At 48.0% G+C, this 12,555-nt stretch carries 12 protein-coding genes and 1 pseudogene; 3 read left to right on the forward strand and 10 right to left on the reverse strand.

From position 1 onward, the window contains the following. Positions 1 to 4: 4 nt before the first annotated feature. From dndE to QGP82_RS18520, 3 genes and pseudogenes are all read right to left on the reverse strand, one after another. Positions 5 to 388: a DNA sulfur modification protein DndE gene (dndE, locus tag QGP82_RS18510; RefSeq protein WP_163671041.1), complete on the reverse strand. Its 384-nt coding sequence runs from the start codon at positions 386 to 388 to the stop codon at positions 5 to 7. 2 nt (positions 389 to 390) lie between these two features. Beyond that, positions 391 to 714 (reverse strand): annotated as a pseudogene (locus tag QGP82_RS18515) (DNA sulfur modification protein DndD); the annotation flags it as partial. A gap of 324 nt (positions 715 to 1,038) precedes the next feature. Next, complete coding sequence (locus QGP82_RS18520) at positions 1,039 to 2,592, reverse strand: ATP-binding protein (protein ID WP_499060631.1); 1,554 nt, start codon at positions 2,590 to 2,592, stop codon at positions 1,039 to 1,041. A 258-nt stretch (positions 2,593 to 2,850) separates the two neighbouring features. Between QGP82_RS18520 and QGP82_RS18525 the strand changes: the two genes are divergently transcribed. Continuing rightward, entirely contained in the window at positions 2,851 to 3,084 is a 234-nt protein-coding gene (locus QGP82_RS18525) for a helix-turn-helix domain-containing protein (protein ID WP_499060632.1), read from the forward strand. A 6-nt stretch (positions 3,085 to 3,090) separates the two neighbouring features. Here the strand turns inward: QGP82_RS18525 and QGP82_RS18530 are convergent, their stop codons facing one another. The 5 genes from QGP82_RS18530 to gyrB all read right to left on the reverse strand — a co-directional run bounded on the left by QGP82_RS18530 (position 3,091) and on the right by gyrB (position 7,399). Further along, positions 3,091 to 4,053: an HNH endonuclease gene (locus QGP82_RS18530; RefSeq protein ID WP_499060633.1), complete on the reverse strand. Its 963-nt coding sequence runs from the start codon at positions 4,051 to 4,053 to the stop codon at positions 3,091 to 3,093. Beyond that, positions 4,053 to 4,646, reverse strand: a complete 594-nt coding sequence (locus QGP82_RS18535) for a hypothetical protein (protein WP_499060634.1) — start codon at positions 4,644 to 4,646, stop codon at positions 4,053 to 4,055. The genes QGP82_RS18530 and QGP82_RS18535 overlap by 1 nt, the downstream gene beginning before the upstream one ends. Positions 4,647 to 4,668: 22 nt before the next feature. After that, on the reverse strand, positions 4,669 to 4,938 hold the full coding sequence (locus QGP82_RS18540) for a phospholipase D-like domain-containing protein (protein ID WP_499060635.1): 270 nt from the start codon (positions 4,936 to 4,938) through the stop codon (positions 4,669 to 4,671). A gap of 15 nt (positions 4,939 to 4,953) precedes the next feature. After that, positions 4,954 to 5,286 carry a pyrophosphohydrolase domain-containing protein gene (locus QGP82_RS18545; protein WP_499060636.1) on the reverse strand — a complete coding sequence of 111 codons (333 nt, stop codon included), beginning with the start codon at positions 5,284 to 5,286 and terminating at the stop codon, positions 4,954 to 4,956. A 175-nt stretch (positions 5,287 to 5,461) separates the two neighbouring features. After that, the gene (gene gyrB, locus QGP82_RS18550) at positions 5,462 to 7,399 is read right to left on the reverse strand and encodes a DNA topoisomerase (ATP-hydrolyzing) subunit B (protein ID WP_163671035.1); all 1,938 of its coding nucleotides are present in this window, start codon (positions 7,397 to 7,399) and stop codon (positions 5,462 to 5,464) included. A gap of 171 nt (positions 7,400 to 7,570) precedes the next feature. Here gyrB and miaA point away from each other — a divergent pair, with 171 nt between their 5' ends. Beyond that, complete coding sequence (miaA, locus tag QGP82_RS18555; RefSeq protein ID WP_499060637.1) at positions 7,571 to 8,551, forward strand: tRNA (adenosine(37)-N6)-dimethylallyltransferase MiaA; 981 nt, start codon at positions 7,571 to 7,573, stop codon at positions 8,549 to 8,551. Positions 8,552 to 8,859: 308 nt separating this feature from the next. Here miaA and mutL read toward each other — a convergent pair whose 3' ends face one another. Further along, positions 8,860 to 10,512 carry a DNA mismatch repair endonuclease MutL gene (gene mutL, locus QGP82_RS18560; protein ID WP_499060720.1) on the reverse strand — a complete coding sequence of 551 codons (1,653 nt, stop codon included), beginning with the start codon at positions 10,510 to 10,512 and terminating at the stop codon, positions 8,860 to 8,862. A gap of 115 nt (positions 10,513 to 10,627) precedes the next feature. Between mutL and QGP82_RS18565 the strand changes: the two genes are divergently transcribed. Next, positions 10,628 to 11,230 (forward strand): 5-formyltetrahydrofolate cyclo-ligase, encoded by a 603-nt coding sequence (locus tag QGP82_RS18565; protein WP_499060638.1) that lies wholly within the window; start codon positions 10,628 to 10,630, stop codon positions 11,228 to 11,230. 31 nt (positions 11,231 to 11,261) lie between these two features. Here QGP82_RS18565 and QGP82_RS18570 read toward each other — a convergent pair whose 3' ends face one another. After that, positions 11,262 to 12,281 (reverse strand): zinc-binding alcohol dehydrogenase family protein, encoded by a 1,020-nt coding sequence (locus tag QGP82_RS18570; protein WP_499060721.1) that lies wholly within the window; start codon positions 12,279 to 12,281, stop codon positions 11,262 to 11,264. Positions 12,282 to 12,555 lie beyond the last annotated feature (274 nt).

Genomic DNA, 12,555 nt, shown 5'->3' on the forward strand with positions numbered 1-12,555 from the left:
ATCTCTACAACGTTGTTAGCTCGATAAAATCTTCAAGTTTTTTGATGTTGGGATCACCGGCAAGATAGCCGATTCCTCGATGTAGGTGTAACCTTAGTTGCTGAGCAAGGGTTTCATCATCGGTATCTATACCGTCATCGTGACAACGCTGCTTAAGGGCAATTAGTAACAAATCAGCAATAGGACCACCAAATACTTGCCATGTCATTTCTACGTTACTGTCCGCAGGAATAGGCACAGGTGATGGTGGGGACTTTTCAGCCAATGATCGACAAAGTGCCCAGCGACAAAGAACATTCCAGTTTTGGATCTTGGTAACTCGCTTGAGTTTAATCAGCTGATCTTTTGCGGGCTGTGAGAGTTTGATTCGGTCAATGGGGGCTTGCATGTCTACCAAAAATATCCTGGTTTCACTGTGGTCTGTCGTTTCTTGGGATGATAATCAAGCAGGTACTCACGGGCAATAGAGGACTGAGATCGCAACACCCCCACCTCTTCTTCTCGAATCTCAGTATCCGTAGACAGCAACAACACCTGATGGCTGGCCTGGGGAAAGTAGCGTTCAACCAGGTGTTGACGATGTTCCGAATCTAGCCGTCCCAGGGGAGTATCAATAGCAACAGGAAGCTGTCGCCCTGAAGCATTGGCCAGCCCCCACAGCAGGGCAATGGCTAAGAGCTGTTGCTCTCCAGCAGATAGCCGATGTTTAGGGAGCTGCTGAACCATACAGAAACACATCGGTAAGACGCTGCTGATAATGCTGCTCAAGGACTTTTTTGCATTGCTGTATCACGTCCTCAACTTGCGAGGGCAAAGGGCTAACGTTTTCTGCCATGTTGTTCTGATTCATGAAGCTGACAGTACCTCAAATTTGTAAACTGTGGTGTGTGGACTAAATGACATAGGGGCACTGTATCGGCATAGCAGCGTTTAGTCATAAACCTTTATGGGGTAATCAGGTTTGGGACATCTGCCTCAACATAAATAACGGTAATGTTCATGGTATTGGCCAGCTAGTCGATTGAGAACGAACAAATACTATGCTCGAATGACGGTAATTAATCTCTGTCCGTTTGACTGTATGGTCTTCGTGGTTAGGCGTTCTGCCATAGGAAGTGCCTGGGGTCGGCGATCAAAAATAACTAGCCAGCCATGGTCCTGATCTAATCGGGCTAGATAGCTGTCTAACTGTTCTAGACCTGCCTCCAGCGGATCTGCCCTTTTGTCTCGCCATACTTTTAGCTCAATGCCCAAGGTAACATTGCCATAGCGTAGGCAAAGATCCATGCGATCGCTACCAATGGCATACTCTCGTTCCAACGTGCCACCCCCGTTGACCACCCGGTGCAAAAATGCCATCAATACTAAATGGGGGGCGATTTCGTGATACGCCGCACTATTGAGCAATGGCTCACCATGCTGTCGCCAGAAGGCTAAAAATGCATCCAACAGCGCTTTAGTATCCAGCTCGCCCGTAGCCGTTAGCCATGTGGGAGCGATCATGGGCAAGCTGTCCTGGGAGCCTTGCACTAAAAAGCACACCAGTACTTCCCGATAAATTGGGTTTGTGACCACTAATCCACCGGCTTGAGAACGCTTGAGCAAACCCAGATCCACCAAATATTGACGATCATCATTGGACGTGACCGGTAGTGGTAAACCCGCTAGCATGGGTTCGATGATGGCCTTGATCCGTTTTTCTTGTAAGCGCTCGGCCAGGCTATCCAGGTGGGTGTCCTGACGCTTGATGAGAATCTCTTTGGCTTGCTGCACCAGGTCTGGCGTAATGGTAATGGCGGAGTCTGGTGCTAACACTTCTACTAGCTGACGGGCCAGGGCGTTGACTAACCAGGGTTGGCCATCGGTTAGCTCAAACACTAAATTTGTGGCAGCGGTTGAAAAGACCTGACCTGTTTCATCCGTATGCTGTTGATACAGCTCTGCTACTTCAGCCGCTGTAAAATTTCGCATCGTGATGGATTCGGCTTTGATGTTGAACGGGCTCGATGTGGTCAGTCGGTTGCTGCCGCCAGATGCTACTTTGTAGTCCCGCACATCCCGTAAACCAATCAGTGCCACAGACTGGGGAAACCCGTGGGGACGGCTACGAAACCCGTTACGCAACTGCCGTAAAACTGATATCAGTGCGGCATCTTGTAGGGTGTCTATTTCATCAATAAAGAGCACCAGTGGCCTTGGAATAGCTTGACTCCAGGCATTTAGGGCTGCTTCAATCCGTTGACCAGCCGTTGACTCTGGCCAGGGGGGTGGCTGGCAATCTGCAGGTAAGTACATGTTGGCATTGCCACGCCAGCTGTTTAGTAAGGCTAGCTCCATGGCCCCTGGATCATCTGAGAAGGGAGCCCCTAGCTCGGCGGAGACGACCAGTGCGGCATATTGCCCTGAGTCGGTCAGTTGTTTGGCCAGGGCAAGCATAGCTGTGGTTTTGCCGATTTGGCGCGGGGCGTGGAGGACAAAGTAGTTTTCCTGGTCTATTAGGCGCTTTAATCCAGGCATTGACCAGCGAGCTGTGGTCAGTGTGTAGTGCTTTGTTTGGACACAAGGGCCTGTTGTGTTAAACCAGCGAGCCATAAGGGAGTTAGCGAAAAGCTTTCAATAGTTTACTAACGGGGTAGGTATTTCACTAGCGATACTTCATCCACTACCCTTCATCCCCACTCCCTAACACTGCTCCAGGCATTGCATGCAATGCCCCTACTGTCACTCTCCATCTCTTCACTTTTCATTACCTATCCATCGAATAGGCACAGTCCAATTGGACTTATTCAAGATATCACAGTCCAATTGGACTGCATACGAAACGCTATAACCTTTGTAAGGATCAAAGGCATGGGCAGAGCGGGTAAAGTACTAAAAACGGTGATGGAGAACCACGGCATTAGCCAGGGACGATTGGCGGCCGTGATGGGTATCGGTGCATCCAATATTTATCGCTGGGCCAATGAGGTGCGTGATCCTAGCTCTGAAACGGTAATTAGTCTAATTAAAGCCCTAAAACAGATTCAGCCAGAAGCCGCTGATGAATTTAAAGCGCTTTATCTCAAAGACCTTAGAGGTCTTTGAGTTGTTTCAACTGGCAATTCCCCAGTACTCACGATGCCACTCTATGGCTGATAAACGGGGCTCATACTCAGTTTCAACAGGTAGAAGAATCTGTTCACCATGAAAATCCTTTATCTGTCTTGTGTACTCAGAGGGTTCCTCATATAAACGATCCCTGGCAACAATAATTCGATAATTATCATCAATGCCAAACCAGCCATGATCAAATGCCCAGTGATGATTTTTACAAAGGGAGATACCATTATCAAAACGATCATCCCGAAATTCTGCAAAGGGCAAAATATGGGAGCCATCGACAATATTGTGATTATTATCGCTAACAATTCTGAGGTGACAGAAAGCACACTGCTGATTATATAAGGATGTAACAATGCGCCTAAACGCGGCATTGCGGACAAAGATGCGTTGTTGATCTTTCAGATCTTCTACGGTATACGTCGCTCCACCACTGTCAAACAGTTTGAGCTGGGTTTGTTCAAATTCATCGTAGGACAATAATTCCTCAACTGTCTCTGCTTGATGGTTAAACCAACTGTTGATAAGTACATCAGTCAGCTCTCGCCTAGTTTTACTGGCTGTTAAAAGAGAGAACAAAGCGTCATCAACGTAGGCATATTTCACAACATTCCTCAGAGCATTTAACCCTCTGATTTTAGTCTTAGAGGCTACGGTAGCCTCAAAACCTGGATTTGCTCTCAAGTGCCAAAAGTCATCGCCCTGCAAGTGAAAGAACGGTAGAGCGATATCAGCGTTGTGATTGGCAGAGCCGAACTGTCCCCAATATTTTAGAAATGTAGCAATCAGCTCTGGAGATAGATAAAACTGATTACGCTGAACTTTTCCCTGTTTAATTTGTTCAATTGCTGAAAGCAATAATATTGGCTTATGGGGCGCTACACCACGCTGACGGTTATAATTGACTCGAAGTTTAGAAAACTTCTTAGCGTAGTAAAGAAGATCTGAAGACATCAGCTTAAAACCGTTTTCAGAATAGGCCCTACATCGTCCTGGGTATAGAAACGGGCATATTTTTCCAACAACTTAGATTCTGTATCATCTAGTTTGTCAATCGCTGCAATATCAAAAATATTGTCTATCTGTCCAGGAAACCATTTGCTGACTAATACCCGTAATAAATTTTCCCTGGGAATAGGCTGTTGAAGCAGTTCAAATAAATCTTCATCTAAGTAAGCATATTTAATCACTCGCTTTACTTCAGCAAAGGTTTTAAGTTTCACCTTAGAAGAGAGCACTGACTCAAATTGACGATTAGGCCATAGGTGCCAGAACTTACCGCTTTTCATAAAGAAGAATGGCTTTGAAATATCAGGGTTATGGGTGTTTGAACCTAGATATAACCAGTATTTGAGGAAAGTGTGAATCAGCTGAGGTTGTAGGAATATTTTGTTTTCCTGAATCTGGTGTTTTTGAATATGTTCAATAACAGACAATAATAGAATTGGCTTATGAGGCGCGACACCATGAGCACGGTCCACCCGGATTTTCTGAAACTTTTTGCCATAAAAGTCTAGTAATTCTAATGTTTCGAGGGTATTACCCATAACGCTTTCAAGGTTCTTCAGGTCACGCTATCCTCAAAACATCATATCCACATTGTGAATGCTCCACATCCTCCGCAGATAGTTGAGGCGACGCAATCAACCGCATTTTTCCCTCAGCTCGAATAAATGTCGCCAGTCCTCGCGCTACCGCCGCCATCGACGTACTCGAAAAAAAGCCCACCGCCCGGTCATACCGCACCGACTGACTCAAGCATGGGATATAAAAATCGCGGATCAAGTCGTTGCGATCGCTCCGATAATCCTCATGAATAGCTACATCTTGTAACGTCACACCTGTGCTCAACTCCTAATCCTTTTCTTCAACCCACATCAATTTCAACCGTTCCTCAAATCCACCACGTTCCAGCCTCTTCTGTTTTTGGGCCTCTCGCACCTCTTGCCAACTAATACCCAAAACAACAATCAATGTATCCATCACTTCCGCCACATCAGCAAGTTCTTCTGTCAACTCAGTTATAGACTCAGCTCCCTGAACTTCCCTAGTTTCTTCCACAAGTTTCTGTTTCAAAGCTCTTTTATACTTATCTTCAGAAAGTCGCAGTGTCAAAAACTTTTTACCTGCCGCCTCAATGAGGTCCGGCACCTTATCCCGTACAAGCTTGTTATAGTCTTTTCTCACTCAGACTACCTCTACCATCAAAATACTCATCAGCTAAAAATCTAAAAGCTGATTAGAAGCAAGGAATCAACTATGCTTCTAATCAGCTCTATTATCTATTGATGGAATGGCTAATGACTTTAGCCGTATTGTATTTTCGCAATCACCGACTGAGCCCTCCGACAGTTGTCAGACTTTAGATATCTAGATCCGCCATGTTCAGCTTTGGACCATAGGTCTCAATAAACTCACGGCGAGGTGCTACACGATCACCCATGAGCACCGTAAAGATCCGCTCGGCCTCCGCTGCATCTTCGATCTCCACCTTCTTCAGCGTGCGACTCTCCGGGTTCATGGTGGTATCCCACAGCTGAGTAGGCATCATTTCACCCAGACCCTTAAATCGCTGCACATTGTATTTTGCATTAGCAGGCAATGCGCTAATACCTCGCTGGAGTTCTTGCTCGCTATAACAGTAGGTATGACTGCGGCCCCGCTCTAACTTATATAAGGGTGGGCAAGCAATGTATACAAAGCCTTGATCGATCAACGCTCGCTGATAGCGATAGAAGAACGTCAGCAGCAGTGTGCGAATGTGAGCGCCATCCACATCTGCATCTGTCATTAGACAAATGCGATGGTAGCGTAGCTGGGATGCATCAAATTCTTCGCCCTTGATACCTAATCCCAAAGCCGTAATCAATGACTGGACTTCGTTGTTTTTATAAATCTTCGAGTCATCGGTTTTCTCAATGTTGAGAATCTTGCCTCGCAGCGGCAGAATGGCTTGAAAACGACGATCACGCCCCTGCTTGGCACTACCTCCCGCAGAATCACCCTCTACGATAAAGATTTCAGACTCAGCGGGGTCACGGGAGCTACAGTCCGCCAACTTACCCGGCAGTGTGGAGGATTCTAAAACTGACTTACGTCTGACCAGATCTCGCGCACGACGGGCCGCTTCCGCTGCGTTAAACGATTGAATGGCTTTTTCTAAGATAGAATCCACCACATTGGGATTGAAGTCTAGATACTCGCTCAGGGTTTCTCCAATCAGCGAATCGACAATACCGCGCACCTCGGTATTACCCAGCTTAGTTTTAGTCTGGCCTTCAAATTCGGGTTCTGGCACCTTTACGGAAATAACCGCCGTTAGGCCTTCGCGAATGTTCTCACCAGCGAGGTTGGACTCATTATCCTTACGCTTATTACGCTTGCGAGCAAAATTGTTCATGGTGCGTGTGAGCACCGCTTTGAGTCCCTCTAAATGTGTACCACCATCAACAGTGCGAATATTATTTGCAAAGCCCATCAAGTTATCAGAGTAGGCATCGACAGACCATTGCAGAGCGGCTTCTACTTGGACACCGTTTTTCTCGCCAGTCACGTAAATAATGTCTGGGTGAATAGGCTGCTTCTCTTTATTGATATATTCAACGTATTCACGGATACCGCCTTCATAGAAGTAGCGGTTTACTTTAGGTTCATCTGCCTTGAGCAGTTCTAAGCGATGATCCGTGAACGTAATATCCACACCCGCATTGAGGTACGCTAACTCTCGCAAACGACCGGCCAGGGTGCTGTAATCAAACTCAACGGTCTCCGTAAAAATCAGCTGGTCGGGCTTAAAGCTGACCGATGTACCCGTCTGACTACCAGCACCGCTTTTTACTGATAATTCTCCTTGGGCTTCACCACGCTCGTAGCGTTGAAGATGCTCTTTTTGATTACGCCAGACAGTAACTTCCACCCATTCTGACAAAGCGTTAACCACTGAAACACCCACACCATGGAGACCACCGGATACTTTATAGCCACCACCGCCAAACTTACCGCCAGCGTGGAGGACCGTCATGACGGTTTCCAGGGCAGACTTACCGGTACGGGCATGGACATCCGTGGGAATACCGCGTCCGTCGTCAGTAACGGTGACAGAACCGTCGGCATTAAGGTCGATGGTAATCGTTTTGCAATAACCCGCAAGCGCTTCGTCTACGGAGTTGTCAACAACCTCGTAAACTAGGTGATGCAAACCACGCGGCCCCGTACTACCAATGTACATACCCGGTCGCTTGCGCACAGGTTCCAGGCCTTCAAGCACCTGAATCTGATCAGCACCATAATCGGTTGTCATGCGTTCCTATCTCCTAAGACGGTCGTAAAGCCGCAATAGCATTAGAAATGAAATTGTGCCCCCGAATTCTAGCACAACGGTGTTAAAAGCGATTCTGAATGGATTTTAGAAAGCGTATTTATTAGGGATGGATCAAAAAAATTTACACGTAAAATATACGGACAATTTTCATTGACTAAAATCAGTTTAAAATTTAGTGCTTATGTACCATCCCTTATTATAGTCGTTGGCCCAACGGCATCGGGGAAATCTGGCCTAGCGTTGCAGATAGCTCAGCGGTTAAATGGGGTGATTTTGGGAGCAGATTCACGTCAGGTATACCGTGAGTTTGATATTGGTACGGCAAAGCCATCCTTAGCAGAACAGCAGCAGGTACCTCACTATCTAATTGATATATGTGAGCCGACTGAAACTTTAACAGTTGCTGATTATCAAGCCAAGGCCCAGGAATTAATTCAGCAGATACACGTACGGCAAGAGCAGGTGCCCTTGTTGGTAGGTGGGACAGGGTTGTATGTGAATGCGATCGCAAAAGGTTTAATTATTCCTCGTGTTGCACCTCAACCAAACCTGCGTCAGCAACTGACTGAGTTAGGTCAACCCCAGTGTTATGCCTTTTTACACCAAGTAGACCCGGCAGCGACTCAGCGGATTCACCCCAATGATGCCGTTCGCACCCTGCGTGCATTAGAGGTTTATTATGCGACTGGACATACTATTTCGGCCCAACAAGGCGAAAATCCGCCGGACTATCCCCTTATATATGTGGGCTTGGACTGTGGTGAGGACCTACGTCAGCGCATTGCCCAACGCACCCACCATATGATAGATGCTGGTTTGGTAGACGAGGTGCACACCTTGATCAATCGTTACGGTGCGGATTTGCCATTATTAAACACGCTAGGGTATGCGGAGATTAAACAGCATTTAGCTGGGGATGTAAGTTTAGCGGAAGCGGCTGCTTTGGTGATTCGTCATACGCAGCAGTTTGCTAAGCGGCAACGGACTTGGTTTAGGAAGGAAAAGGCGATTGAGTGGTTTGATGCTAATGCACCTGATTTGCTTGATAGGGTTTGGGATTATGTGTCTGATCGGCTTGTTGGGTTGGATGCAAAACCGGTTATGGGGGGACCTTCTTTCCTTAGCCCCTAAAAATGGACAATCTTGTAGGGGCATTCCCTTGTGGATGCCCTGCGATAACAGGCGCTATCAGTCAGGATTTCGTACAGCCTCGTAGTCTGAACGCATTGATTGAAGGGGTAGCTGTAAGGCTTCATTTATGTAGCTTCTCGGCTGGAACCAAAACCGGTTGCGTGGGGTCCCTCCGTGTTCACGTTCGGCTGAGCTCACGTCGAAGCCCACACCCCCCTGGGCAGGGCGGGACGCCGCCCTACAACCCTCGTACCAGAGAGTTTTGTCAAATAGCAGTCGTTATTCCAGGGCATGCATAAAACATGCCCCTACTGCCTCAACCCATGGCTCTTACCAATCACCCAATGCCGCCGAAAATACCTCGACAAACTCGACTCCTCCAACGTCAAACAAATCGGCCTCCCATGGGGGCAGGTCCTTGGATTCTTAGTCCGCTGCCAATCATCCAACAACGTTTGCATTGTCTCTAACGTCAACGGCGTCCCATTGCGAATTGCCGTACGACAAGCCGTCGCCACCATCGCCTCATCAACATCTCCACCTAAACTCAACTCCAGCAGAGCATCTGCGCAATCGTCTCGCTCCGCCAACGGTACCGGTACCGAACGCACAGCCCAAAGATTTTCACCAAATAGGTCTACCTCTAAACTCAACCGCCTCAATTGCTCAACCTGACGGGCACTAAGCTGACTCAAAATAATCGCTGGCTCGATCTCAACCGTTTGCCAACGCGATTTAATTTGTTCGTAAATAACCCGCTCATGGGCAATGTGCTGCTCCACTAAACACAGGCCACCACTGTGTTCAGCCACTATATAGGTCTCCTGAACCTGGGCAACAGCCTTAAGCTGACTCGGCAGATTATGATTACTAGGACCATAACTACCAGCGACCTCAGCCGCCTTAAACAGCTGTTTAGTACGCTGAGTTTGGGCACTGTCCGCCAAATTAGACAGTCGCAAAGTCTTTTCAACTGCAATGGCAATGCGATCGCACCACACGTCCGTATCTTGCAAATAAATCTCCGACTTGGCCGGATTACGATTCCAGTCAATTTGCTTAGCCGGTACCCGCAAATGCAAAAAACACACGGGATAGCGATCGCGGGGTAACGTACGGCGAAAGTTATAGATCAACGACTGTACTAAAACAGGAGCCGTCACCGTTCGTCCATTAATCGCCACCCGTACCCAGTCCGGACGTCCTCGATGACAGCGATCCGGCAATCCCACCAACAGGTTCAACTGCCCATGCGCACACCCCAAATCATCAGCCGTCAAACTTACGTTCGCTAAATCATGGACCGTCACATCCCGCAGAATCTGAGGCAGAATAGTTTTCGCCGTAGACCCCGGCCACAGGGTAAACCAGTCACGGTCAGTGTGGGCCACCTGCCAGGTGACTTGGGGATGACACAGGGCTAACTGCTGCACAGTTTGTTGCACCTGGCGTAGCTGTTGGGCCACAGACGGCAACACCTGACGACGATTAGGTAATCGTGTAAAAAGAGTATCAGCGGTGACAACGGTGCCAGGTGCGATCGCAACTTCCTCAATCTCTGTCACCGTTCCTTCTACACCATAATTCACACGCCAACCCACAGCCCCAGCCACCCGACTACGAATTTCTAAGTCCGATAGCTGCGCCAAACTATGCAGCGCCTCACCCCGAAACCCCAGACTCTGAATTTGACTCAGATCATCACAGGTGCGAATCTTGCTCGTGCTATGGGCCGTGGCCGCTTGTTCTAAGTCAGCACGGGAGATACCCATGCCGTTATCCGTCACCCGGACCCGCCACACCTCTGGCCACAAATGAATCACAATCCTGGTAGCCCCAGCATCCAGCGCATTTTCCGACAGCTCCCGCACAACAGCCGCCAGGGAATCAATCACTTCCCCAGCAGCAATCAGGCTGATCACATCCTGAGATAAACGTTGGATAGGTGAGACGGTGGTAATAGTAAAGACTCCCTGATGTTGATGTTCTTCTAACGCTATCGCGAAAACCGCCTATCCCCCACTCCCCACCCCCCTCCTCTGATGTACCATAACGGCACCTAATCGGTTCAACGCAATGATGTCAGAGACCTATAAGTCAACAGCAATTGCCAAAATTCAAGACCAGAAAGCCCAAATGCGTCGGTCTCTACTAAAGGCACGCCAGGCGATGCCACCCCAGGTGTGGCATCAAAAGTGCGATCGCATTTGCACCCATTTAGCCCAATGGCCAACCTTGCAAAACGCGCGCACAATATTGGCTTACTGTAGCTTTCGTAATGAGCCAGACCTGGGAAGCTTGCTGGCTCAACAGCGATCTTGGGGACTCCCACGCTGTCAGGGCAAAGAACTGATTTGGCATCGATGGTTTCCTACCTGTGGCTGGCCATTACGCTCTGGCACCTACGGCATCACCGAACCTGATCCAACATCACCTGTGGTAGATCCTCGCCGGGTAGATGTAATTTTGGTCCCAGCCGTCGCCTGCGATGTCAGAGGATACCGCTTAGGCTATGGCGGAGGATTTTATGACCGCATGCTCAGCCAAACCAGCTGGCAAGGCAAAACGACAATCGGCATTGTATTTGAGTTTGCTCGCCTGCCCGAGATTCCTAAAAACCGCTGGGACCGTCCTTTAGATGGCATCTGTACCGAGAGCGGCCTCTTTCTTGCCAGCTAAATACCAGCTGAGGGGGCAAATCCCAGGCAACCTAAGACTCAACACCTGACAGCACTAATTTCCCAACCATCTTTCCAGACTCCAAACGTCCATGGGCCTTAGCCAAATTAGCCACATTCATAGCTCCCAGATGTTCCGTCATCGTAGTTTTAACAATCCCCTGATCCACTAATTGCGCCACTCGATTTAGTAATCTATGCTGAGAGACCATATCGTCTGTCCCATGCAGCGCTTTGGTAAACATAAACTCCCAGGCAAAGGTGACACTCTTATTCTTCAACAGATTAAGATCAGGGGGTTCTTTAGTTGAAACAACAGCACAAATATTCCCCTGGGGCTTAATCACATCGGCCATTACCTGCCAGTAGTGATTAGTATCATTAAGGCAAAGGATATAATCAACAGCAGCAACACCAAGCCGTTCAAGCTCAACTCGCAAGTCTCCATGGTGATTGACACAGCGAGATGCACCCAACTGCATACACCACTGTCTTGACACATCCCTGGAAGCCGTTGCAATCACCCGTAAACCAGCATACTTGGCCAGCTGGATAGCCATAGAGCCCACCCCACCTGCACCACCAATAATTAAAAGAGTGGCATCACTACTGCGAGGTTCAGGAGAAATATTTAAACGTTCAAAAAGAGATTCCCAGGCAGTAATGGTCGTTAGCGGCAGCGCGGCAGCTTCCTCAAAGGACAAGCTCCTGGGCTTATGACCCACAATTCGCTCATCCACCAAATGATATTCGCTGTTACATCCCTGTCGTGCCATACTACCGGCGTAGTAAACGTCATCTCCAGGCTTGAACAGCGTCACCCGCTCACCTACAGCAGTCACCACACCCGCCACATCCCAACCTAAAATTTTCGGGGTGATCAACCGCCCCTGCACAGAGGCACGCATCTTACAATCAATGGGGTTCACAGATACGGCACGCACCTGCACCTGCAAATCTCGCTGACCAGGAGATAAATCACTGAGGAAACACTCAGCAAAACAATCAGGATGCCCTGTCGGCAAAAATTGACTAACACCAAATGCTTTGATCATTATGACAGCGATGTAAACACCTTACCGAGATCGCAACATATCCTCCCTCAACTTAGATAGTCACCGATCCAGGCTAAAAAAGGCCATAAGATACTACAAAACATCAATTCATGACAAATGAGGCGGCTATTGCCATAGAAAAAACCAAATACGGTTGCTTACATATTAACAAAAAGGGCAACGAAACAGTATACGAATACACATGTCAATCCATTGATTAATACAAAAAAGTCTTCTAGCTGACAGACTAACTACACAACAATGTGGTTAT

The organism is Leptothoe sp. LEGE 181152 (assembly GCF_032906605.1).
GTDB classification, from domain to species: Bacteria; Cyanobacteriota; Cyanobacteriia; order Phormidesmidales; family Phormidesmidaceae; genus Leptothoe; species Leptothoe turfae.